Here is a 21,194-nt window from a genome sequence, read left to right on the forward strand (position 1 = left end):
GCCATGAGCCGCGTCGATTTTCACAGCAACGTGCCGGACAAGCTGGCCTACGCCTGCCGCCTGGCGCGCAAGGCCTATATGGCCGGCAACAACGTCGTCGTGCTGGTGGCCGACAGCGCCCAGCTCGACGCCTTGAACAGCGCCATGTGGACCATTTCCGCCACGGATTTCCTGCCCCACGTGCTGGCCGGCGATCCGCTGGCGGCGCAGACGCCCATCATCCTGACCGATGATGCAGCGGCGGACTTGCCGCACCACGACATCCTCGTCAACCTGTCGCAGTTGCCGCCGCGCAATTATGCGCAATTCCAGCGCGTCTTCGAGATCGTTTCCATGGATGAGCAAGATGCGCAGGCGGGCCGCCAGCGCTTCCTGCACTACCGCCAGCAAGACGTGCAACCGACCCACTTCGTGGCAGGCAAGTCATGAGTGATCAACCATTCGACCAGGGCATCCCCCTGCTGACGGAAGTGCTGCTGGGGCCGGAAGTGCCGGAGCCTGTCGCGCCAGCTGCGGCTGCGCCTGCCGTCGAGGAAGCGCCGGTGTTGCCACCGAGCATAGTGCAACCCGACTGGGATGCCATCGAACAGCGCCTGACGCAGCGCATCCTGCACCAGGTGCAGGGCAAGATCGACCACCTGCTGGAAGAGCGCATTGCCCACGTCCTGCAGACGGCCCTGCAAAACGCCCTGATCGGCATGCGCGGTGCCCTGCGCGAAGACTTGCAGCAATCGCTGGAACAGATCGTCGCCCATGCCGTGAGCCATGAATTAGGTCACCTGCACCCTCCCGCGCAGTAACTGCACGTCCGTCTGTCGGTGGCACCATTTCACCCACCGGCAAAAATCCGGGGTCAGACCCGACGGGTCTGACCCCAGCATTCCCCCTACACCCTTCCCCCTCCCAACGCCATTCTTTGGTGCGCTCGCGCCTGCGAAATCGGTGCATCGCGCCTCACTTTGGTGATTGTTGCGACAAAATGCAAAAAGCCCGAAATGCGGCTTTGCGCCGCCTGTTTTTTGTTGTACCTTCTTCACACGTACCGCCCCTCGAAGCGGTTTTCACGAGACGCCGCCGTATCTTTATCCATTGGAGAATGTTTATGCTGCTCAAGACCAAAGTCCTTCCTCTCGCCGTCGCCCTCGCCTTTGCCGGCCATGCGGGCGCACAGGAAATCATCAAGATCGGCCACGTCGCCCCGGTCTCTGGCGCCAGCTCCCACCTGGGCAAGGATAACGAGAACGCGGCCAAGATGGCCATCGAGGATTTGAACGCCAAAGGCTTCAAGATCGACGGCAAAGCCGTCAAATTCGTGCTGGTGCCCGAAGATGACGCCGCCGATCCCAAGCAGGGCACGGCCGTGGCGCAAAAGCTCGTCGACGCCAAGGTCAACGGCGTCGTCGGCCACCTGAACTCGGGCACGACGATTCCCGCCTCGCGCATTTACTTTAATGCCGGCATTCCGCAGATTTCCCCCGCCGCCACCAACCCCACATATACCCAGCAGAAATTCAACACGGCCTTCCGCGTCGTGGCCAATGACAACAAGCTGGGCGGCACCCTGGGCGCGTATGCCGTAGGCAAGCTGCAAGCGAAGAAAATCGCCGTCATCGACGACCGCACGGCCTACGGCCAGGGCGTAGCGGAACAGTTCGTCAAGGGCGCCAAGAAGGCGGCGCCCGGCGTGCAAATCGTCGGCAAGGAATTTACAAATGCCAACGCGACGGATTTCAATGCCATTTTGACCAGCATCAAGTCGAAAAATCCCGACCTGATCTTCTTTGGCGGCATGGATTCCGTGGGCGGCCCCATGCTGCGCCAGATGAAGGCGCTGGGCATCAAGGCCAAGTTCATGGGCGGCGACGGCTTGTGCACGGAACCGCTGGGCAAGCTGGCGGGCGACGCCGTGGGCGAAGACATGGTCACCTGCGCGGAAGCGGGCGGCGTGACGGGCGCGCAGCAAAAAGGCATGGACGATTTCCGCGCCCGCTACAAGCAGAAATACAACATGGAAGTGCAGCTGTACGCGCCATACGTCTACGATGCCGTGATGACCATGGCCACCGCCATGGCCGACGCCAAATCGTCGAAACCGTCCGTCTACCTGCCCTTCCTGGCCAAGGTGCACTATCAGGGCGTGACGGGGCCGATCTCGTTCGACGCCAACGGCGACATCAAGGACGGCGCGCTGACCCTGTTCACGTATCGCGACGGCAAGAAGACCAAGATGGAAGTCGTCAAATAAGCGGCTGCCCGGCCACGTAAGCCAGTAAACCTTCGGCCAGCGCGTCGAAGGTGGCGCGGCAGCGCAGGCTGCCGCGCAAGTCTGCATGCATGGTGACCCAGGTTTCCATCGGCAGCGCAAACGCCTGCGGCAACACGCGCCGCAGGGCAGGATCGCGCGCCGCCAGCCCCGCCTGGCACACGCCGATGCCGGCGCCCGCGCGGATCAGGGCCAGTTGCGCCAGGTCGCTGTCGCTGCGCCAGGCAAAGTTGTCCCGCGTAAATCCCTGGAAGGCCGCGCCCGCGTTGCGCACGAAGGGGCTCGCCTCGTCGTAGCCGATGACGGCGTGTTGCGCCAGATCAAGCAATCCCGCCGGCGTGCCATGGCGCGCCAGGTAATCCGCGTGCGCATGCAGGCCCAGTTCGATCTCGCCCACCTTGCGCGCCACCAGCTGCTCCTGACGGGGACGCAGCATGCGCACGGCGATATCCGCTTCCCGGCGCAGCAAATCCTGCACCTTGTTGCTCAACACCAGTTCAATGACCAGGCCCGGATGGCGTTCGCGCAAGCGGGCCAGTATGGGCGGCAGCACTTCCACGCCCACCACTTCGCTGGCCGCGATGCGCACGACGCCGGCCACGCCCTGCCCCTGGCTGCTGGCGGCGCGCTCCATCAGGGCGGCCGTGTGCTCCATGGTTTCCGCATGGGGCCGCAACGCCAGCGCCACTTCCGTGGGCAGCAAGCCCAGCTGCGAACGCGTAAACAGGGTCGCGCCCAGCGCCTGTTCCAGCGCGGCGATATGCCGGCCGACGGTGGGTTGCGTAATGCCCAGCGCGCGGGCCGCGCCGGACAGGGAGCCATGCTTCAGCACGGCCAGCAGCGAACGATAGTATTCCCAGGCAATCGAATTGGTCATACATAAATGTATAGCCTGTGGTCGATACTCGTCAATTCCCAATTATCCTTGCGCGGCAGATACTGGTTCCATCAACCACACGGAGGTCAGGATGGAGAACACGAAAAACACGGCATTGGTACTGGGCGCCACGGGCGGCATCGGCGGCGAGATGGTGCGCCAGCTCCTGGCGGCGGGCTGGCAGGTACGCGCCCTGACGCGGGGAGAAACGCCGTCGCCGCGCGGCGATCACGTCGAATGGCTGCGCGGCGATGCGCTGGCGCGCGCGGACGTGCTGGCGGCCGCGAAAGGCTGCGCCGTCATCGTGCACGCCGTCAACCCGCCCGGCTACCGCCACTGGGGCCGGCTGGTGCTGCCCATGCTCGACAACACGATTGCCGCGGCGATGGCCGAAAACGCCACCATCGTGCTGCCTGGCACCGTCTACAACTTCGGCCCCGACGCCTTTGCTGTATTGACAGAGGACGTGCCGCAGCGCCCGCTCACGCGCAAGGGCGCCATCCGCGTGGCACTGGAAGCGCGGCTGGAATGGGCCAGCACGCAGGGCGCCAGGGTCCTGATCGTGCGGGCGGGCGACTTCTTCGGGCCACGCGCCGGCAATAACTGGTTTTCGCAGGGCCTCGTGAAACCGGGGCAGCCCGTGCGCAGCATCCTGTATCCGGGCGCGCCCGGCGTGGGCCACCAGTGGTCCTACCTGCCCGACGTGGCGCGCACGATGGTGCGATTGCTGGCCATGCGCGCCACCTTGCCCCCGTTTGCGCGCTTTCACATGGCGGGCCACTGGGACCACGACGGCCGGCAAATGACGGGCGCGATCGCCCGCGTGGTGGAACAGGCGACAGGATCTGCGCCCGCCATCCGGCGTTTTCCGTGGTGGCTGGTGGCGCTGGCGTCGCCGTTCGTGGCGACCCTGCGCGAAATGCGCGAGATGCGCTATCTGTGGCAAACGCCCTTGTCCATGGACAATGCGCGGCTGCTGGCCGTGCTGGGCCAGGAAGCGCATACGCCGCTCGACGAGGCGGTGCGGGCGACACTGGAGGGCATGGGGAATCTGAAGGCGGCAGGCAAAAAAAATGCGCCGGGATTGCCGGCGCGCTAATTGCAGGTACTGCGGCACAGATTATTTCTGTGCCAGTACCCATTTAACCAGGGTGTGGGCTTCCGCATCGCTCACTTGCGGGTTCGCTGGCATCGGGATCGCGCCCCAGGTGCCGGAACCGCCCTTCATGACTTTCGCCACGAGCTTGGCTTCCGCGTCTTTCTGACCGGCGTACTTGGCTGCCACGTCCTTGAACGCAGGACCCACCAGCTTCGTGCTCACCGCGTGGCAAGCCATGCAGTTTTTGGCTTTCGCCAGATCCGGATTGGCCAACGCTGCTTGCGATGCCAGAGCCGATACGGCCAATACACTCACCAACATAAAACGTTTCATTGTCTTTTCTCCAAAGTTACTTCCTGCGGCATTTTACTGTGTTTCCGCAGATGCACCACGAGCCCAGATCAAGCGTTTCAATGTAGTAACGCAATGTAGACGAGAGGCAGTCATATTCTGCCCCATCTGCGCGCCCATGACCATGTTGTTTGTAAGGCGATGTAACGACAGCCGGCCCCGCGCAGTCAAACGGGGCCGGCCGTCGCACTTACACAACAAATCAACGCTTCTTCAGTTGCGACAGATCACGCACGGCGCCACGGTCGGCCGACGTCGTCAGCGCCGCATACGCCTGCAGCGCCTGCGACACGTAGCGGTCGCGGTTGACGGGCAGCCAGGCCGCATCGCCCTTCGCTTCCATGGCGGCGCGGCGCGCGGCCAGTTCGGCATCCGTCACGCGCAGGTTGATCGTGCGCTCGGGGATGTCGATGTCGATGAAGTCGCCCTCTTCCACCAGGCCGATGGCGCCGCCTTCGGCCGCTTCCGGCGAGGCGTGGCCGATCACCAGGCCCGAGGAACCGCCCGAGAAGCGCCCGTCCGTGAACAGCGCGCACGCCTTGCCCAGGCCCTTCGACTTGATGTACGAAGTCGGGTACAGCATTTCCTGCATGCCGGGGCCGCCTTTCGGGCCTTCGTAGCGGATGATGACGACGTCGCCTTCATGCACGGTATCGGCCAAAATCGCTTCAACGGCGGAATCCTGGCTTTCGAACACGCGCGCCTTGCCCGAGAATTTCAAAATGCTTTCGTCGACGCCCGCCGTCTTGACGATGCAGCCCTTTTCGGCCAGGTTGCCGTACAAGACGGCCAGGCCGCCATCCTGCGAATACGCATGGGCCTTGTCGCGGATGCAGCCCGTGCTGCGGTCCGTGTCGACGGCCGCAAAACGCTCCGACTGCGAGAACGCCGTCTGCGTCGGCACGCCGCCCGGCGCGGCGCGGAACAGTTCATGCACGGCGGGGTTATCCGTGCACATGATGTCGTTTTGCGCGATGGCGTCGGCCAGGGTCGGCGCGTGGATCGTCGGCAGGGTGGTGTTGAGCAGGCCGGCGCGCGCCAGTTCGCCCAGGATGCCCACGATGCCGCCGGCGCGGTGCACGTCCTCGATATGGTATTTGTCCGTCATCGGCGCCACCTTGCACAGGCATGGCACCTTGCGCGAAATGCGGTCGATGTCGGCCATCGTGAATGCCACTTCCGCCTCGTGCGCGGCGGCCAGCAGGTGCAGTACGGTATTCGTCGAGCCGCCCATGGAAACGTCGAGCGCCATGGCGTTTTCAAACGCCGCCTTGGTGGCGATCGAGCGTGGCAGCACGGTGTAATCGTCCTGCTCGTAGTGGCGCTTGGCCAGTTCGACGATCAGACGGCCCGCGCGCAGGAACAGCTGCTGGCGGTCCGAGTGGGTGGCCAGGATGGTGCCGTTGCCGGGCAGGGCCAGGCCCAGCGCTTCCGTCAGGCAGTTCATCGAGTTAGCCGTAAACATGCCGGAGCAGGAACCGCAGGTGGGGCAGGCCGAGCGTTCGATTTCCGCCACGTCGGCGTCGGACACCGTGCTGTCGCCGGCCTTGATCATGGCGTCGACCAGGTCCAGCTTGATGATCTTTTGCGTGCCGTTGACCACCTTGACGACCTTGCCCGCTTCCATCGGCCCGCCGGAAATAAACACGACGGGGATATTGATGCGCATGGCGGCCATCAGCATGCCCGGCGTGATCTTGTCGCAGTTCGAGATGCACACCATGGCGTCGGCGCAGTGGGCGTTGACCATGTATTCGACGGAGTCGGCGATCAGGTCGCGCGAGGGCAGCGAATACAGCATGCCGCCGTGGCCCATGGCGATGCCGTCATCGACGGCGATGGTGTTGAATTCCTTGGCCACGCCGCCGGCCGCCTCGATTTCGCGCGCCACCATCTGTCCCAGGTCTTTCAGGTGCACGTGACCGGGCACGAACTGGGTGAACGAGTTGACGACGGCGATGATCGGCTTGTCGAAGTCGCCATCCTTCATGCCGGTGGCGCGCCACAGGGCGCGGGCGCCAGCCATGTTGCGGCCGTGGGTGGTGGTGCGGGAGCGGTATTGCGGCATGATGGACCTTCCAAAAGTGTTGGTGCCTGACTGTGCGGGTCTGCAGTAAAACCCTGCATGCAGTGGGGGTACGTCAGATTGCCTTGCGCGCGTCCCACTGTCAAATATATGATGCACGTGCCTGTGAGTCGTTTTACATATCACAGCAATCAATCCGCATGGAAACGCATATGAACCTCGAACTGCGCCAGCTGCGCTACTTTGTCACCGTCGCCGAAGAATTGCACTTCGGCCGCGCCGCCGCGCGCCTGCACATGACGCAGCCGCCGCTGTCGCAAACCATCATGGCCCTGGAAGAACTGCTGGGCGCGCCCCTGTTCGTGCGCACGCGCCGCGAAGTACAGCTGACGCCGGCCGGCAACGCCCTGCTGCCCGAGGCGCGCCGGCTGCTGGCGCAGGCGCAAGACTTGCCCGCCTTGGTGCAGCGGGCCGCGCAGGGCGAGGCGGGCCGCCTGAGCCTGGCTTTTGTCTCGTCGGCCGACTACAGCGTGCTGCCGCCGCTGCTGCGCGCGTATCAGACGGCTTATCCGCAAGTGCAGATCCAGCTGCAGGAGGCCACTTCCGACCTGCAACTGGACGAATTGCTGGCCGGGCGCACGGACGCGGGCTTGCTGATCCCGCCCCTGCCCGACAAGGCAAAAGGGGAACTCGATTACCTGCCCGTGCTGGCCGAGCCTCTGGTGCTGGCCGCGCCGTCCGGCCTCGCCATCCTGAACACGCCCGGTCCCGTGCGCCTGCGCGACGTGCCGCCCCTGCCCTTGATCATTTTCCCGCGCGCAATCTCGCCCGCCCTGCACGACGCCATCCTCGGCGTGTTCCGCGCGGCCGGCATCACGCCGCAGATCGGCCAGGAAGCGATCCAGATGCAAACCATCGTCAGCCTCGTCTCGGCTGGCATGGGCATCGCGCTTGTGCCACAATCGGTATCGAACCTGATGCGCCCCGGCGTAGAATACAGGCCGCTGCAGGACGCCACGCCGCTGGTCGAAACGGGCCTGGCCTGGCGCCGCGACAATCCGTCCGCCGTGCTGCAAGGCTTTCTGGCGCTGCTGCGCAAGCAGATCGGCGGTACTGCCAGTTAATAAATTAAGTGGCCGCTAAGGCAAAAAACCGCCGGCGCCCCCATACTACGCAACCTTGGCTTTAAACAAAGAAAGAAACCCCATGCTGATACACCCGATGCCCGACCCGATAGCCATCCAGATCGGCCCGCTCGCCGTGCACTGGTACGGCCTGATGTATGTGCTGGCCTTCGCCCTGTTCATTATCCTGGGCCGCGTGCGCATCAAGCAGCCGCATATCGCCGTGCTGGGCTGGAAGAAGGAGGACCTCGACGACATGCTGTTCTACGGCATGCTGGGCGTGGTGATCGGCGGTCGCCTGGGCGAAGTACTGTTCTACCGCCCCGAATACTTCCTGCACAATCCGCTAGAAATCTTCATGGTGTGGCATGGCGGCATGTCCTTCCACGGCGGCTTCCTCGGCGTCATCCTGGCCATGTACCTGTGGAGCCGCAAGGCGGGCCGCAACCTGTTCGACGTGCTCGACTTCATCGCGCCGCTGGTGCCGCTCGGCTACGCGGCCGGCCGCCTGGGCAACTTCATCAATGCCGAACTGCCGGGCCGCATCGCGCCGGATACCCTGCCGTGGGCCATGCAATGGCCGGGCATCCCGTATCCCGTGCATCCGTCGCCGATCTACCAGATGCTGGTCGACGGCATCCTGGTGTTCATCATCCTGTGGCTGTATGCGCGCAAGCAGCGTCCGCGCATGGCCGTGGGCGCCATGTTCACCCTGCTGTACGGCTGCGCGCGCTTCTTCACGGAATACTTCCGCACGCCGGACTGGGAAGTCGTGTGGCTGGGCGTGCCGATCACCTCGGGCCAGATGCTGTCCTTGCCGATGATCGTCGGCGCCATCGCGCTGCTGGTGTGGGCATATAAAAGCCAGGTGATGGGCACGCCGCCCACCAAGGCCCGCCCGGCCAACACGTAAAACCGCTGTTCCCCCGATGGCGCGCCAGGCAGGCGCGCCATCCCCCTCCTCCGGCAACCTTTCCCTCAAAGCAGCACAATTTCCTTGCGGAATGAATCTTCGCTTGCGATAGCGCAATGATCGCTTTACCCTGCAGCAAGAGCAGGGCATGCAATCATGCTGTGTTGGCAATTCGAGCGGGGAGTCCCATCCATGCAGTGTGCGAGGAAGACCACGACATTCTGGCTGGCGCTGGCGGGCGGCTACGTGCTGGCGCAACTGGCCTTGACGGCCTGGGCCGGGACGCGCGGCCCCGCCGTGAGCTACCTGTTCGGCGTGACGGCGCCACTGCTGGCGCTGGCCGCCTGCTGCCGCAACGCCAGCCTGAGCGCACCCGGCGTCGTGCGTACGGGCTGGGGCCTGTTTGCGGCCGCCATGCTGTTCTGGAGCGTGGGCATGGCCCTTTCCGCCTGGCAAGACCTGAGCGGCCATGTGGCTTCCGACACGACGTATTTCTCCGATTTTGCCTATTTCATGTATGGCGCGCCCTTGCTGCTGGCCATTTCCTCGGTCAGCGACCGGCACCCTTCGCGCACCCTGCAATGGCTGGACGCCGTGCAGGTATTGCTGGCAGCCTACCTGACCTATACGGCCATCTTTTCCGTCTCGCCCTTCGACCAGCGCTCGATCGCGCCGATACCCGCCAGCCTGCTGGTGACGACGTACAACGTGGAAAACCTCGTCCTGGCCTGCTGCGCCTCGCTGCGCCTGCTGGCGCACCGCCGCGATGGCGCACAAGGGCGTTTCTACCTGCTGCTCAGCGTGTTCCTGTGGTGCTACGCCGCCTGCGCGGGTGCCTATAATTACCTGACCCTGCACGCGCTGGCCGAATCCGGTCCCAGCGAGGTACTGCCCAGCCTGCCTTTCCTGCTGCTGGCGGTGCTGGCCATGCGCGTGCAGCCGGGCGAGGAAGAAGCGCGGCCGCCGCGGCCGTTGACCTTGCTAATCGACAACTTCAGTCCCATCTTCTTCACGGCAGCCCTGCTGGGACTGGGATTCGTCGTGCTGCGCGAGCATTTTTACCTGGCAGCCAGCGCCCTGTTCGTCGCGCTGCTGGTCCACGCGCTGCGCTCGGCCACCCTGCAAAGCCGCTACATGCAAAGCGAACTGGCCTTGCGCGCGGCGCATGACAAGCTGGAAAAGCTGTCGCTGACGGATGGCTTGACGGGCATCGCCAACCGGCGCTGCTTCGACCAGACCCTGCAGCTGGAGTGGCAGCGCGCCGCGCGCAACCAGCAACCGCTGGCGCTGCTGATCATCGATATCGATTTCTTCAAAAGCCTCAACGATACCTTCGGCCACCCGTATGGCGATGCCTGCCTGGTGCAGATCGCGGCGGCCCTGCATTCCGCGCTGCCGCGCGCCAGCGACCTGGCGGCCCGCTTCGGCGGCGAGGAGTTTGCCGCCATCCTGCCCGCTACCGATGGCGCGGGCGCGCTGGCGGTGGCGCACAAGATGCAGGAAGCGATCGCCGCGGCCGCCATCGCCCATGCGCCATCGCGCGGCGGCCTGGTCACCGCCAGCATCGGCCTGGCCTTGAATGACGCAGGACAAACACCGGAAGAGTTGCTGGCCGCCGCCGACCAGGCCCTGTACCGGGCCAAGCAGAATGGCCGCAACCGGGTCGAAGGCTAGCCTGTCAGCTTGCCGGTAATGACTTTCCATTGCGCCGGCGTCACGGGCGTGATCGACAGCCGGCTGCCTTTCTTGAGCAGCAGCATGTCTTCCAGCTCCGGCATCTGGCGCATCTCGGACAGGGGCAGCAGCGCCGTCTTCTTCAGGCCGCGCACGTCGACGCTGATCCAGCGCGGCTGCTCTGGCGTGGCCTTCGGATCGAAATACTTTCCGCCTTCTTCAAACTGGCTGTGATCCGGATACGCCGTGCTGGCCACTTCGGCCACGCCCGCCACGCCCGGCTGCGGACAGCTGGAATGGTAGAACAGCACGCCATCGCCCGGCTGCATGCCATCGCGCATGAAGTTGCGCGCCTGGTAGTTGCGCACGCCAAACCACGGCATGGTGTGCTGCGGCGCGGCCATCAGGTCATCGATGCTCACCTCGTCGGGTTCGGACTTCATCAGCCAGTACTGTGTCATTGCATTCCCCAGGTCAAATAGTCAAAGCAACAGGCGTAAAAAAACGGTTGAGCATGATGCTGCAACCGTTTTCTTTGTACTGCAAATTGGGCCCCGCCTGTGCCGCTATGCCGGCATCCCGAACCAAACGGTTCAAGGTGGTCACGTTAGTTCAATTTCGGGTTCGTCGAACGAGCGACGCTCACTCCCATCAAACAAAATTCGCAACCGATGCGCATAAATGGTTCAAGGAATATATGGCAATCGCGAACACCGCAGGGTAGACCCAAGTTTACTCCTTTGATCGCGCATCGCAAAGACAAATCGTAGCGTGTCCGCTTAAAAAAGGTTTTCCTGGGGCGTCAGTGCGCTATCCAGAACCGTGTGCATGGCCGAGATTTTCTGCTTCACTTCCAGTATCGTCAATTCCGACAGCGGACCTTGCGGCGACTTCACGGAGAGGAATTCCGCGGCCACGCCCAGGGCGGCCAGCACGGCGATGCGGTCGTTGCCCTTGACCTTGCCCGCGTCGCGGATGGCTTTCATTTTGCTATCGAGATAGATCGCCGCTTCGCGCAGCGCGCGCTCTTCGCCATCGCGACACACCATGCTGTAGGACTGGCCCATGATATTGACATCGACACGCGGCATTACGCTTCCTTCTCGTTCTCGGCAATATAGGCGCCCGCTTCCGAAGCGGCTTGCTCCAGGCCAGCTTGCACCAGTTCGGGAATTTTTTCCAGCAACGCTTCCACCCGCTCCTGCGCCTCGCGCATGCGTTGCACATACAGGGCGTTGTCGGCGGCCAGCGCGGCATTGTCCTTGCGCAATTGCGCGTTTTCACGGCGCAGCGCATGGGTCATTTCGGCCAGCAGGCCTATTTTGTCGGATAATTCGTTGAATTCGGAAATCATCCCGCCACTATAGGGCGGACGCTCCATGGGCGTCAATCGAATCACGCCGCTGTCACACATATTTACATCAATGCAGGGCAGTTGGCGGACAATACACACTTTTTCCGGCGCTTTTCGCCATCTGCACGCATCCGCCGGCGCCGCGATGGCAGCGTTTTACTCGTCGACGTAATCGGGTTCGATATCGAGACCGCCATAGCGGTTTTCGCAAGAGCGGCGCACCAGCGTCTGTTGTCCGCCCTTGCCGTCAAGCACCATCGTCAAGTCGCGGCAAGTACGGTGGTAGCTGCCAGGTTTGGCGTCCGTCCCCGAGGGCGTCAGGCGCACTGCCAGCGGTGCCGCATTGCCCAAGCCCTTGTTGCTCCACTGACGCGTCTTGCCATCCTCTTCATCCTTCAAGGTGCGCACGGCGGCCGTCAGCAAGGCTTGTTTTTCCTTCGCATTCAGCTTGGCGACCGTCACGTCGGACAGGAAAGGCCGATATACGACGGGCGCCGGGTCCTTGCCCTGCACATCCCAACGGCCGCTGTTCTGCGAACAGGTGCGGCGGCTCAGGTCTTGCGACTTGTCGCCCGCCGTGACGACGAATTTCAGGTCGCGGCAGACGTGCGCCTTCAGGCTGTGTTCCGTCATGCCGGAGTTGCTGAAGTTATACGTGACTTTCACCAGCACGCCGCGGTCGCCGCCGTTGTCCCACACATGCGCTTCCTGGTCGTCGTCATCCTTGTTCAAGTCGTTGAACAAGTCATTGAGCAGCATTTCCTTCTCCAGCGGGGTCAGGGCCGCCACGGTGATTTCGTCGACGATGGTGGGCGTTTGCGCGGCGGCATTGCCCAGGCAGGCGAGGCCGACGAGGGCGGCGCCCAGCAGGCGCAGGGCGGGGCGGGAAAGCGGGAATGGCATGGTGTTCTTTCTGGCGCGAGCGGTGATATGTGGCGATATTGATATGCAATTGCAATCATCTTATCAAATTTCATAGTCAAACTCTGTTTCCTGTGCGTACAGGAACACCCCCTCTCCGAACGACATGCTAGAGTCGCGCCTGTTGCTGACGCCCGGGAACGAGGCTTGTGCTGGCGCAAACCCTGTGTAGATGCAGGCTCTGCTCAGCATCTATCTATATGTTCCCTTTGAATAAGCCCTTGAAGTTGACCCTTAGCGTCCCTATAATTAGCACTCGTTAGTAGAGAGTGCTAACAAACTCTTTCGTAGCAATCCTCAGGACATGATGGTGTATGCCGGACAACAGCAGGGAACGCTACGCGGCGGGCGACGCCGCGATGCCACCACTGCCCAGCGCCGGCACGCACCCGATGCCATGGGGTTTGCTTGACCGTTGCGGGCTGCTTTCAACGGCGGTCACTGAAAGCAGGCCTGGCGCTGCGCCAGGAATGTATTCATTTAGCAACATTTATCCATTGAACTTTAAGGAGTTTTGTATGAATCTGCGCCCATTGAACGATCGCGTCATCGTCAAACGCCTCGACCAGGAAACCAAAACTGCGTCCGGCCTCATCATTCCTGATGCAGCTGCTGAAAAACCGGATCAAGGCGAAGTCCTTGCCGTAGGCAATGGCAAGATTCTCGACGACGGCAAAGTCCGTCCTCTGGATGTCAAAGTGGGCGACCGCGTCCTGTTCGGCAAGTACGCCGGCCAAACCGTCAAAGTTGACGGCGATGAGCTGCTGGTCATGCGCGAAGAAGACATCATGGCGATCGTCGTCAAGTAATTGTTTCCACGTTGTAGACAGATACATCCCGAAACTCAGGAGAATTGAACATGGCAGCTAAAGAAGTAGTATTCGGCGACGCAGCGCGCGCCAAGATGGTCGAAGGCGTCAACATCCTCGCCAACGCAGTCAAAGTAACGCTGGGCCCGAAAGGCCGCAACGTGGTCCTGGAGCGCTCGTTCGGCGCCCCTACCGTCACCAAGGATGGTGTTTCGGTAGCGAAAGAAGTTGAACTCAAAGACAAGCTCATGAACATGGGCGCGCAAATGGTCAAGGAAGTTGCTTCCCGCACCAGCGACAACGCCGGCGACGGCACCACCACCGCAACCGTGCTGGCACAAGCCATCGTGCGCGAAGGCATGAAGTTCGTTGCCGCCGGCATGAACCCGATGGACCTGAAGCGCGGTATCGACAAGGCTGTTGCTGCGACCGTCGAAGAACTGGCGAAAATCGCCCGTCCTTGCACCACGACCAAGGAAATCGCCCAGGTTGGCGCGATCTCGGCCAACTCGGACTACTCGATCGGCGAGCGTATCGCTGAAGCGATGGAAAAAGTCGGCAAAGAAGGCGTCATCACCGTAGAAGACGGCAAGTCGCTGAACGACGAGCTGGACATCGTTGAAGGCATGCAGTTCGACCGCGGCTACCTGTCGCCATACTTCATCAACAACCCAGAGAAACAAGTTGCCGTACTGGACAGCCCATTCGTCCTGCTGTGCGACAAGAAAATCTCGAACATCCGTGACCTGCTGCCGGTACTGGAACAAGTCGCAAAAGCTGGCCGTCCACTGCTGATCATCGCGGAAGACATCGAAGGCGAAGCGCTGGCGACCCTGGTTGTGAACAACATCCGCGGCATCCTGAAAACTTGCGCAGTGAAAGCCCCTGGCTTCGGCGACCGCCGCAAAGCCATGCTGGAAGACATCGCTGTCCTGACCGGCGGCCAGGTGATCGCTGAAGAAGTCGGCCTGACCCTGGAAAAAGTGACCCTGGCCGAACTGGGCCAGGCAAAACGCATCGAAGTGGGCAAGGAAAACACCATCGTTATCGATGGCGCCGGCGAAGCTGCCTCGATCGAAGCACGCGTGAAACAAGTGCGCGTACAGATCGAAGAAGCGACCTCGGACTACGACCGTGAAAAACTGCAAGAGCGCGTCGCCAAACTGGCTGGCGGCGTTGCCGTGATCAAGGTTGGCGCAGCCACCGAAGTCGAAATGAAAGAGAAAAAAGCCCGCGTTGAAGATGCTCTGCACGCAACGCGCGCTGCCGTGGAAGAAGGCATCGTGCCAGGCGGCGGCGTAGCCCTGCTGCGCGCACGCGCCAACATCACGGTCAAGGGCGACAATCCTGATCAAGACGCTGGTATCAAGATCGTCCTGCGCGCAATGGAAGAGCCACTGCGCATGATCGTGCAAAACGCCGGCGAAGAAGCTTCGGTCGTCGTGGCAGCCGTCCTGGCTGGCTCGGGCAACTACGGCTACAACGCTGCCAACGGCACGTATGGCGACATGGTTGAAATGGGCGTCCTGGACCCAGCCAAAGTGACCCGTTCGGCGCTGCAAAACGCCGCTTCGATCGCTTCGCTGATGCTGACAACCGACTGCATGGTCTGCGAAATCGCTGACGACAAGGCAGGCGGCGGCATGGGCGGCGGCATGGGTGGCATGGGCGGCATGGGCGGCATGGACGGCATGATGTAATGTCCGGCGGCCAGTCGCGCAGGCGACGGCGCGACCGGCCGCATACGCAGGGACAGGGCTGGCAGACCAAAAGCTGCCAGCGCCTCCCGGCGGCCCCGAAAGCCACCTTCTACGGAAGGTGGCTTTTTTTCGCCTGGCGCCCCCTCAGTTATGGCCGAGGCTCTCCGGATACACGATGGCCGATGCATAATCAATGCGCTTCTCCATATCATCGGGCGGCAGGCTGTTCGCGGCATATTTGATACCGGTAGCCAGCAACGTCATGCTATGCCGCCCGAATGCCCCGACATCAACGTCGGGAAAAGTCATGCGGATGTCGCGCCGGTGATCACGCGTTTGATTGAATTTGGTCGATACCTTGCGGACAAACGACAGCGCCTCGCCATCAAGATACACACGGTAGATATTCGGATCCGTCGTCACCACGCACTCGCGCCAGTGCAAGAAGAACCAGCCGGTTGCCGGGCTGGGATCAAAGGCAATCGTTGCGCGCACATCGCACGCCTTGCTGCTATACGCCAGATGTTGCGCCAAGCCCCCTCCCAGCGAGTGGCCTACCAGGTCGATGGGCGCTTGCACGCCCTCGGACCTGTCCTTGGCTGCCTTGCAGACAGGCGACGATGTCGTCTTCGGCAACACCCGCACCAGCGCTTCGATCAGGCGGCCCCCTTCTATACGGGCCTCGCTAAACTGGGGATTGGCGCCTACTCCAAAATCGACGTTGCTGAAGTTGGCGATCCAGTCGCTGCGCCACTCATACCTGGTATTTTCCGTACCGCGAAAGGCCAGCACCGCCTCCAGCGGGCGGCCCGACGCGTCCAGCCTGATGTAAGTCTCATATTGCAAGCCCCTGGCGCCACGGCAAGGTTGCAGCGGGCGACCTTGTTCCCCCGCCGGCTGCATGCCCAGTTTCCTGATAAGTTGCTGGTTCAGCCGAAACCACCCATCGGGCAAGCCGCTGCGCAAGGGGGGCGCGTCCGTGGCGGTAACATAATCGCAGGCGCGCTCCCGGCGCTCCGACACATCAAGATCACGCCGGTAAACTGCTTCGGCCATGTCGGCATGCTTGGATATCTGGCGCAGCATGGCAAGCGCCTCAGCGGTCGACAGGGTCTTTTCCACAGCGCCGGCAGCAGTATGCGCCGATTCATGGAGCGTTGGAAACTGCTTGCCCGTGCTTGCGCACGCGGCCAGAAAACATGACGCAATAAGCAGCGCCGTACGTTTGATCATGTTCATCGTTTCTCCGTGGACGTTGATGTGCTGAACCCAAACCCGGACATTCCGTGCCTCGCCAGCGCAACAGACAGCCTGCAACAGGACGTCTGCACCAAAGTTAGCACATAAGCAATTTCATACAAGCATGAATTGATTCAATTTAGAAATTTCATGGGGCTATGTTTTTTAATAACAGATCAAAGGCAAACCGAAGGCAGGAGCGACCAGCCCTGGATGCGGTACCCGCCCCGTGAACAGCTGCTTACCTGCCCCGGCAATTGCCCACCTGCACGTTTTGCTTTAGCATGGCCGCCATCGTCCTTCTTTCTCACGTCCACCATCATGCCGCCACGCGCCTCCTCTTCCAAAACCACCATCATCGCCGGCATCCTGGCCGGCTTGCTGGCCGCCGGACTCGGCGCGTTCTACCTGCACCAGCAGCCCGCGCCGCACGGTGATCAGGCCCCGGCCGCGAGCAGCCAGGCGGCGCCGGAGCAGAACGCGCGCGCCGTCGATGCCTTGATGGCTTTGCCGGAAATCAAGGCCTGGTCGGCGCATATCGAAAAGGCGTCGGGCGGCCGCGCCCATGGCGCCGTGATGGAAACGTCGCCCGAGACGCGCCTCGTCGATGGCGTCGCCTGCTATCAGCTGAGCTTTTTCGAAAGCACGCCCGACGCGGCGCACCGCTGGGAGAGTTTCGTCGTCACGCCCGACGGCAAGCGCATCCTCGTCGACGACATCGTCAGCGGCGACTTGATCAGCCTGGAACAATGGCGCAAGGACAACGCGCCCATGCAGCGCGTCGCCACGCAGTAACGCCCCTGCGCCGGCTGCGGGCACGATGGCCAGGGGCGCTTGCCTTGCAGCGCAGGCTTTACTTTCTGGCATCGAAGCCCGATACTCGCCCACATGCCTGCCATCACTGTCCGTCCCCTCGCGCCAGACGACGTTGCCGCCTACCGCGCGCTGCGCCTGGCCGGCATCGCCGAACTGCCCGCCGTCTTCTGCACCACGCATGCGGCGGAAAGCGGCTTGCCGCTGGCACAGATAGCCCAGCGCTTGCGCGCCACTTCCCACCAAATAATATTTGGCGCTTTCAACGCAGAACAATTGATCGCGCTGGCCGGCCTGCGCCGCGAACCGATTGCCGTCGTGCATGACAAGGCCAGCCTGTGGGGCGTGTACGTGGCGCCGCAGGCGCGCGGGCGCGGCGCGGGACGGCAACTGGTGCAGGCCGCCATCGCCCATGCCTGCGCCATTCCCGAACTGGGCCGCGTGCGCCTGGCCGTGGCGCAGGACAACCACGCGGCATTGACCCTGTACCTCGGTTGCGGTTTTACCCTGGAAGACTGTCCCGCACCGGATGGCATGCTGCAAATGCAGCTGTGGCTGCCCCGCCCGGCGCGCGCAAGTGCCGAAAGTAGTGTCTTTATGAAAATCAATACCTTACAAATCTCTGCGAAATAGCGGACAGGCCGTTTTTTCTGTTGCAAGCAAACGCGGCAGGCCTTAGCATCGCGGCTTACAAAAAAAACTTGGGGGAGAGCCAATGTCATCGGCCGAGACACAAACCGCCACGGGCAAAATGCCGCGGCAAATACCGTACATCATCGCCAACGAAGGCTGCGAACGCTTCAGCTTCTATGGCATGCGCAACATCCTGACGCCATTCCTCATCAGCACCCTGCTGCTGATGATCCCGATCGACCAGCGCACGGGCGAAGCCAAGCACGTCTTCCACACCTTCGTCATCGGCGTGTATTTCTTCCCGCTGCTGGGCGGCTGGCTGGCCGACCGCTTCTTTGGCAAGTACAACACCATCTTCTGGCTCAGCCTCGTGTATTGCGCCGGCCATGCCTGCCTGGCCCTGTTTGAAAACAGCGTCAACGGCTTCTATTTCGGCCTGTTCCTGATCGCCTTCGGTTCCGGCGGCATCAAGCCCCTTGTCGCCTCGTTTGTCGGCGACCAGTTCGACCAGACCAACAAGCACAAGGCCAAGCTGGTATTCGACCTGTTCTACTGGATCATCAACTTCGGCTCCTTCTTCGCGTCGCTGCTGATGCCGATGTTCCTGCGCGACTTCGGTCCGTCGATCGCCTTCGGCATCCCCGGCCTGATGATGCTGGCCGCCACCATCGTCTTCTGGATGGGCGCCAAGAAATACGTGCACGTGCCACCGGCGCCGCCGAATCCCGATTCGTTCACCCGCGTGGCCCGCACGGCCCTGCTGGCGCGCGTCGACGGCGGTTCGCGTCCCGGCCTGTACGTGGCCTACGTCGGCGTGATCGGCGCCCTGTATGCGTTCTACAGCATTCCCGAATGGGGCTTCGTGATTGCCGCGTGTACCGCGCTGGTATTGCTGCTGGCCTTCGGCAGCATCGGCACGGCCATGCAGCTGGAACGCGCACGCGGCATCCACCCGGACGAAGCCGTCGAAGGCGTGCGCGCCGTGCTGCGCATCCTCGTCATCTTCGCCCTCGTCACGCCGTTCTTCTCGCTGTTCGACCAGAAGGCCTCGACGTGGATCGTGCAGGCGAACACCATGGAAAAACCAAGCTGGTTCCTGCCGGCGCAGATGCAGGCGCTGAACCCGATGCTGGTGATGCTCTTGATCCCGTTCAACAACCTGGTGCTGTACCCGATGCTGAACCGCTTCGGCCTGGAAGCGACGGCCCTGCGCCGCATGACGGCCGGTATCGGCTTTTCCTCGCTGGCGTGGATCGTCATCGGTCTGCTGCAGCTGGCCCTCGACAGCGGTAATGCCGTCTCCATCATGTGGCAGATCCTGCCGTACGCCCTGCTGACGTTCGGCGAAGTGCTGGTCTCGGCGACGGGCCTGGAGTTTGCGTACAGCCAGGCCCCCGTGTCCATGAAGGGCGCCATCATGAGCTTCTGGAACTTGTCGACCACGGTGGGCAACCTGTGGGTGCTGATCGTCAACCGCAGCGTCATGAACGAAGGCGTGATCGGCAAGATCGCCGAGAGCGGCATCAGCGTGACGGCTTTCCAGATGTTCTTCTTCGCCGCCTTCGCCGCCGTCGCCATGCTGGCCTTCGGCCTGTATGCGAAGCGCTACAAGATGGTGGACAACTACCGCCAGGCAGTCATCCCGGCGAAAGCGTGATGCCGGTTTGATGTAACGCAAAAGGGCGCCCTCGGGCGCCCTTTTTTACGTCGTCACCGTCGGCCCATCGCGCCCCGTGCGGGCGCGGATCTGCGCCACTGTTTCCGCCACGGCGATCAGCCCCGCCAGCGCTTGCTGGGTCGGCAAGTCATGCTGCGCCGGATCGGCTGCATAACGCTCCAGGTACAGGCGCAGGGTGGCGCCCTCGGTGCCCGTGCCGGACAGGCGCAGCACGATGCGCGCGCCGTCCGTCATGATGATGCGGATGCCCTGCTGCGTCGCCACCGAACCGTCAACGGGGTCCGTGTAGCTGAAATCGTCGGCCAGCGCCACCGTGTAGCCACCCAGCACCTGGCCCGGCAAGGCGGCCAGCTGGTCGCGCACGGCCTGCATCAGCTGCGCCGCGCCAGCGCTGTCGATGTCTTCGTAATCGTGGCGCGAATAGTAATTGCGGCCAAGGGCCGTCCAGTGGGCGCGCACGATCTCTTCCACCGATTGTTTTTTCTCCGCCAGCAGGTTGAGCCAGAACAGCACAGCCCACAGGCCATCCTTTTCGCGCACGTGGTTCGAGCCCGTGCCGTAGCTCTCTTCGCCGCACAGGGTGGCCATGCCGGCGTCGAGCAGGGTGCCGAAGAATTTCCAGCCCGTTGGCGTCTCGTAGCACGGTATGCCCAGCGCGCCAGCGACCCGGTCGGCCGCGCCCGACGTGGGCATGGAGCGGGCGATGCCTTTCAGCCCGGCGCGGTAGCCGGGCGCCACGGTGGCGTTGGCGGCCAGGATGGCCAGGCTGTCCGAGGGCGTCACGTCGAAGCGGCGGCCGACGATCATGTTGCGGTCGCCGTCGCCATCCGAGGCGGCGCCGAAGTCGGGCCCATCGTCGGCCGCCATGATGGCGATCAATTCCTGCGCGTTGACAGGATTCGGGTCCGGGTGGCCGCCGCCGAAATCTTCCAGGGGCACGCCGTTGATGACGCTGCCCTTGGGCGCGCCCAGCATGCCTTCCAGGATGGCCGTCGCATACGGTCCGGAAACGGCGTGCATGCCGTCGAAGCAGATGCGCAAGCCGCCCGCGAACAGGGCGCGGATGGCGTCGAAGTCGAACAGCTGCTGCATCAGTTCCGCGTAATCGAGCACCGGGTCGATCACTTCGACCGTCATCTGCTCGATGCGCACAGTGCCCAGGGCGTCGAGGTCGATGTCGGCCGCGTCGCTGATGCGGTATTCGCTGATCGTTTGCGTGCGCGCAAACATGGCTTCCGTGACCTTCTCGGGCGCCGGGCCGCCGTTCGCGATGTTGTACTTGATGCCGAAATCGCCATCGGGGCCGCCCGGATTATGGCTGGCCGACAGGATCAGGCCGCCGCTGGCGCCATGCTTGCGGATGACGCAGCTGACGGCCGGCGTCGACAGGATGCCGCCTTGCCCCAGCAGCACGCGCGCGTAGCCGTGCGCGGCCGCCATGCGCAGCACCGTCTGGATAGCCGCGCGGTTGTAATAGCGGCCGTCGCCGCCCAGTACCAGGGTCTGGCCACGGCAGTCGCCCAGCGTGTCAAAAACGCTCTGCACGAAGTTTTCCAGGTATTGCGGTGCGCTGAAGACAGCCACCTTCTTGCGCAAGCCCGAAGTGCCGGGCCGCTGGCCAGCTATCGGCGCCGTATTGATGATTTGTATAGCCATCTTGCCTCCATATTAACTTCCCATGTTAACGCATGCCAGGCAAGCGGCAAAGCGTTGTACATCT

Annotated in this window: 21 protein-coding genes and 1 other RNA gene; 12 read left to right on the forward strand and 10 right to left on the reverse strand. The window is 62.9% G+C overall.

Going from position 1 to position 21,194, the window contains the following annotated elements:
* Positions 1-3 precede the first annotated feature (3 nt).
* From BZG29_RS23570 to BZG29_RS23580, 3 genes are all read left to right on the forward strand, one after another.
* A complete protein-coding gene (locus BZG29_RS23570) occupies positions 4-429 on the forward strand; it encodes a DNA polymerase III subunit chi (protein WP_077409259.1) in 426 nt (141 codons plus the stop codon).
* Positions 426-800, forward strand: coding sequence for a hypothetical protein (locus tag BZG29_RS23575; protein WP_077408046.1), 375 nt, complete (start codon positions 426-428; stop codon positions 798-800). The genes BZG29_RS23570 and BZG29_RS23575 overlap by 4 nt, the downstream gene beginning before the upstream one ends.
* A gap of 302 nt (positions 801-1,102) precedes the next feature.
* Positions 1,103-2,245, forward strand: coding sequence for a branched-chain amino acid ABC transporter substrate-binding protein (locus tag BZG29_RS23580; protein WP_070257968.1), 1,143 nt, complete (start codon positions 1,103-1,105; stop codon positions 2,243-2,245).
* Here the strand turns inward: BZG29_RS23580 and BZG29_RS23585 are convergent.
* On the reverse strand, positions 2,238-3,140 hold the full coding sequence (locus BZG29_RS23585) for a LysR family transcriptional regulator (RefSeq protein WP_077408048.1): 903 nt from the start codon (positions 3,138-3,140) through the stop codon (positions 2,238-2,240). The two genes, BZG29_RS23580 and BZG29_RS23585, sit on opposite strands and share 8 nt — an antisense overlap.
* Before the next feature lie 91 nt (positions 3,141-3,231).
* Between BZG29_RS23585 and BZG29_RS23590 the strand changes: the two genes are divergently transcribed.
* Positions 3,232-4,239, forward strand: a complete 1,008-nt coding sequence (locus BZG29_RS23590; protein WP_077408050.1) for an NAD-dependent epimerase/dehydratase family protein — start codon at positions 3,232-3,234, stop codon at positions 4,237-4,239.
* A gap of 21 nt (positions 4,240-4,260) precedes the next feature.
* Here BZG29_RS23590 and BZG29_RS23595 read toward each other — a convergent pair whose 3' ends face one another.
* Together BZG29_RS23595 and ilvD are read right to left on the reverse strand one after the other, a co-directional pair.
* Complete coding sequence (locus BZG29_RS23595) at positions 4,261-4,572, reverse strand: c-type cytochrome (RefSeq protein ID WP_034786554.1); 312 nt, start codon at positions 4,570-4,572, stop codon at positions 4,261-4,263.
* Positions 4,573-4,792: 220 nt separating this feature from the next.
* A complete protein-coding gene (gene ilvD / locus BZG29_RS23600; RefSeq protein WP_077408053.1) occupies positions 4,793-6,658 on the reverse strand; it encodes a dihydroxy-acid dehydratase in 1,866 nt (621 codons plus the stop codon).
* A 170-nt stretch (positions 6,659-6,828) separates the two neighbouring features.
* On the opposite strand from ilvD, the gene BZG29_RS23605 reads away from it, so the two are divergent.
* From BZG29_RS23605 to BZG29_RS23615, 3 genes are all read left to right on the forward strand, one after another.
* Positions 6,829-7,740 (forward strand): LysR family transcriptional regulator, encoded by a 912-nt coding sequence (locus BZG29_RS23605; RefSeq protein ID WP_077408055.1) that lies wholly within the window; start codon positions 6,829-6,831, stop codon positions 7,738-7,740.
* An 82-nt stretch (positions 7,741-7,822) separates the two neighbouring features.
* A complete protein-coding gene (lgt, locus tag BZG29_RS23610) occupies positions 7,823-8,653 on the forward strand; it encodes a prolipoprotein diacylglyceryl transferase (protein WP_077408057.1) in 831 nt (276 codons plus the stop codon).
* Positions 8,654-8,845: 192 nt separating this feature from the next.
* On the forward strand, positions 8,846-10,327 hold the full coding sequence (locus BZG29_RS23615) for a GGDEF domain-containing protein (RefSeq protein WP_171985094.1): 1,482 nt from the start codon (positions 8,846-8,848) through the stop codon (positions 10,325-10,327).
* On the opposite strand, the gene BZG29_RS23620 is transcribed toward BZG29_RS23615, so the two are convergent.
* The 5 genes from BZG29_RS23620 to BZG29_RS23640 all read right to left on the reverse strand — a co-directional run bounded on the left by BZG29_RS23620 (position 10,324) and on the right by BZG29_RS23640 (position 12,584).
* Positions 10,324-10,788 carry an EVE domain-containing protein gene (locus BZG29_RS23620; RefSeq protein WP_077408061.1) on the reverse strand — a complete coding sequence of 155 codons (465 nt, stop codon included), beginning with the start codon at positions 10,786-10,788 and terminating at the stop codon, positions 10,324-10,326. The genes BZG29_RS23615 and BZG29_RS23620 overlap by 4 nt on opposite strands.
* A gap of 86 nt (positions 10,789-10,874) precedes the next feature.
* Positions 10,875-11,052, reverse strand: a non-coding RNA gene (gene ssrS, locus BZG29_RS23625) — 6S RNA.
* Positions 11,053-11,106: 54 nt separating this feature from the next.
* Entirely contained in the window at positions 11,107-11,418 is a 312-nt protein-coding gene (locus BZG29_RS23630) for a cell division protein ZapA (protein WP_034747344.1), read from the reverse strand.
* The gene (locus BZG29_RS23635) at positions 11,418-11,708 is read right to left on the reverse strand and encodes a DUF904 domain-containing protein (protein WP_306558416.1); all 291 of its coding nucleotides are present in this window, start codon (positions 11,706-11,708) and stop codon (positions 11,418-11,420) included. Before BZG29_RS23635 ends, BZG29_RS23630 begins: the two co-directional genes overlap by 1 nt.
* Positions 11,709-11,837: 129 nt before the next feature.
* Positions 11,838-12,584 carry a hypothetical protein gene (locus tag BZG29_RS23640; protein ID WP_077408063.1) on the reverse strand — a complete coding sequence of 249 codons (747 nt, stop codon included), beginning with the start codon at positions 12,582-12,584 and terminating at the stop codon, positions 11,838-11,840.
* A gap of 536 nt (positions 12,585-13,120) precedes the next feature.
* On the opposite strand from BZG29_RS23640, the gene groES reads away from it, so the two are divergent.
* Both groES and groL read left to right on the forward strand, forming a co-directional pair.
* The gene (gene groES / locus BZG29_RS23645; protein WP_010400979.1) at positions 13,121-13,411 is read left to right on the forward strand and encodes a co-chaperone GroES; all 291 of its coding nucleotides are present in this window, start codon (positions 13,121-13,123) and stop codon (positions 13,409-13,411) included.
* Positions 13,412-13,461: 50 nt separating this feature from the next.
* Positions 13,462-15,111 carry a chaperonin GroEL gene (gene groL, locus BZG29_RS23650; RefSeq protein WP_034786546.1) on the forward strand — a complete coding sequence of 550 codons (1,650 nt, stop codon included), beginning with the start codon at positions 13,462-13,464 and terminating at the stop codon, positions 15,109-15,111.
* Positions 15,112-15,255: 144 nt separating this feature from the next.
* On the opposite strand, the gene BZG29_RS23655 is transcribed toward groL, so the two are convergent.
* On the reverse strand, positions 15,256-16,350 hold the full coding sequence (locus BZG29_RS23655) for a hypothetical protein (protein ID WP_150131033.1): 1,095 nt from the start codon (positions 16,348-16,350) through the stop codon (positions 15,256-15,258).
* A gap of 321 nt (positions 16,351-16,671) precedes the next feature.
* Here BZG29_RS23655 and BZG29_RS23660 point away from each other — a divergent pair, with 321 nt between their 5' ends.
* From BZG29_RS23660 to BZG29_RS23670, 3 genes are all read left to right on the forward strand, one after another.
* Positions 16,672-17,145: a hypothetical protein gene (locus tag BZG29_RS23660; RefSeq protein ID WP_253192685.1), complete on the forward strand. Its 474-nt coding sequence runs from the start codon at positions 16,672-16,674 to the stop codon at positions 17,143-17,145.
* A gap of 93 nt (positions 17,146-17,238) precedes the next feature.
* Complete coding sequence (locus BZG29_RS23665; protein ID WP_077408067.1) at positions 17,239-17,796, forward strand: GNAT family N-acetyltransferase; 558 nt, start codon at positions 17,239-17,241, stop codon at positions 17,794-17,796.
* An 82-nt stretch (positions 17,797-17,878) separates the two neighbouring features.
* On the forward strand, positions 17,879-19,453 hold the full coding sequence (locus BZG29_RS23670) for an oligopeptide:H+ symporter (protein ID WP_077408069.1): 1,575 nt from the start codon (positions 17,879-17,881) through the stop codon (positions 19,451-19,453).
* Between the two features lie 45 nt (positions 19,454-19,498).
* Here the strand turns inward: BZG29_RS23670 and BZG29_RS23675 are convergent, their stop codons facing one another.
* Positions 19,499-21,130: an alpha-D-glucose phosphate-specific phosphoglucomutase gene (locus BZG29_RS23675; RefSeq protein ID WP_077408071.1), complete on the reverse strand. Its 1,632-nt coding sequence runs from the start codon at positions 21,128-21,130 to the stop codon at positions 19,499-19,501.
* Between the last annotated feature and the right edge of the window lie 64 nt (positions 21,131-21,194).

The organism is Janthinobacterium sp. LM6 (genome assembly GCF_002002885.1).
GTDB lineage: Bacteria > Pseudomonadota > Gammaproteobacteria > Burkholderiales > Burkholderiaceae_D > Janthinobacterium > Janthinobacterium kumbetense.

Bases quoted from the DNA above. Each gene is read 5' to 3' on its own strand.
- BZG29_RS23570 (WP_077409259.1), top strand. From the start codon at position 4: ATGAGCCGCGTCGATTTTCACAGCAACGTGCCGGACAAGCTGGCCTAC.
- BZG29_RS23575 (WP_077408046.1), top strand. From the start codon at position 426: ATGAGTGATCAACCATTCGACCAGGGCATCCCCCTGCTGACGGAAGTG.
- BZG29_RS23580 (WP_070257968.1), top strand. From the start codon at position 1,103: ATGCTGCTCAAGACCAAAGTCCTTCCTCTCGCCGTCGCCCTCGCCTTT.
- BZG29_RS23585 (WP_077408048.1), bottom strand. From the start codon at position 3,140: ATGACCAATTCGATTGCCTGGGAATACTATCGTTCGCTGCTGGCCGTG.
- BZG29_RS23590 (WP_077408050.1), top strand. From the start codon at position 3,232: ATGGAGAACACGAAAAACACGGCATTGGTACTGGGCGCCACGGGCGGC.
- BZG29_RS23595 (WP_034786554.1), bottom strand. From the start codon at position 4,572: ATGAAACGTTTTATGTTGGTGAGTGTATTGGCCGTATCGGCTCTGGCA.
- ilvD (WP_077408053.1), bottom strand. From the start codon at position 6,658: ATGCCGCAATACCGCTCCCGCACCACCACCCACGGCCGCAACATGGCT.
- BZG29_RS23605 (WP_077408055.1), top strand. From the start codon at position 6,829: ATGAACCTCGAACTGCGCCAGCTGCGCTACTTTGTCACCGTCGCCGAA.
- lgt (WP_077408057.1), top strand. From the start codon at position 7,823: ATGCTGATACACCCGATGCCCGACCCGATAGCCATCCAGATCGGCCCG.
- BZG29_RS23615 (WP_171985094.1), top strand. From the start codon at position 8,846: ATGCAGTGTGCGAGGAAGACCACGACATTCTGGCTGGCGCTGGCGGGC.
- BZG29_RS23620 (WP_077408061.1), bottom strand. From the start codon at position 10,788: ATGACACAGTACTGGCTGATGAAGTCCGAACCCGACGAGGTGAGCATC.
- BZG29_RS23630 (WP_034747344.1), bottom strand. From the start codon at position 11,418: ATGCCGCGTGTCGATGTCAATATCATGGGCCAGTCCTACAGCATGGTG.
- BZG29_RS23635 (WP_306558416.1), bottom strand. From the start codon at position 11,708: ATGGAGCGTCCGCCCTATAGTGGCGGGATGATTTCCGAATTCAACGAA.
- BZG29_RS23640 (WP_077408063.1), bottom strand. From the start codon at position 12,584: ATGCCATTCCCGCTTTCCCGCCCCGCCCTGCGCCTGCTGGGCGCCGCC.
- groES (WP_010400979.1), top strand. From the start codon at position 13,121: ATGAATCTGCGCCCATTGAACGATCGCGTCATCGTCAAACGCCTCGAC.
- groL (WP_034786546.1), top strand. From the start codon at position 13,462: ATGGCAGCTAAAGAAGTAGTATTCGGCGACGCAGCGCGCGCCAAGATG.
- BZG29_RS23655 (WP_150131033.1), bottom strand. From the start codon at position 16,350: ATGAACATGATCAAACGTACGGCGCTGCTTATTGCGTCATGTTTTCTG.
- BZG29_RS23660 (WP_253192685.1), top strand. From the start codon at position 16,672: ATGCCGCCACGCGCCTCCTCTTCCAAAACCACCATCATCGCCGGCATC.
- BZG29_RS23665 (WP_077408067.1), top strand. From the start codon at position 17,239: ATGCCTGCCATCACTGTCCGTCCCCTCGCGCCAGACGACGTTGCCGCC.
- BZG29_RS23670 (WP_077408069.1), top strand. From the start codon at position 17,879: ATGTCATCGGCCGAGACACAAACCGCCACGGGCAAAATGCCGCGGCAA.
- BZG29_RS23675 (WP_077408071.1), bottom strand. From the start codon at position 21,130: ATGGCTATACAAATCATCAATACGGCGCCGATAGCTGGCCAGCGGCCC.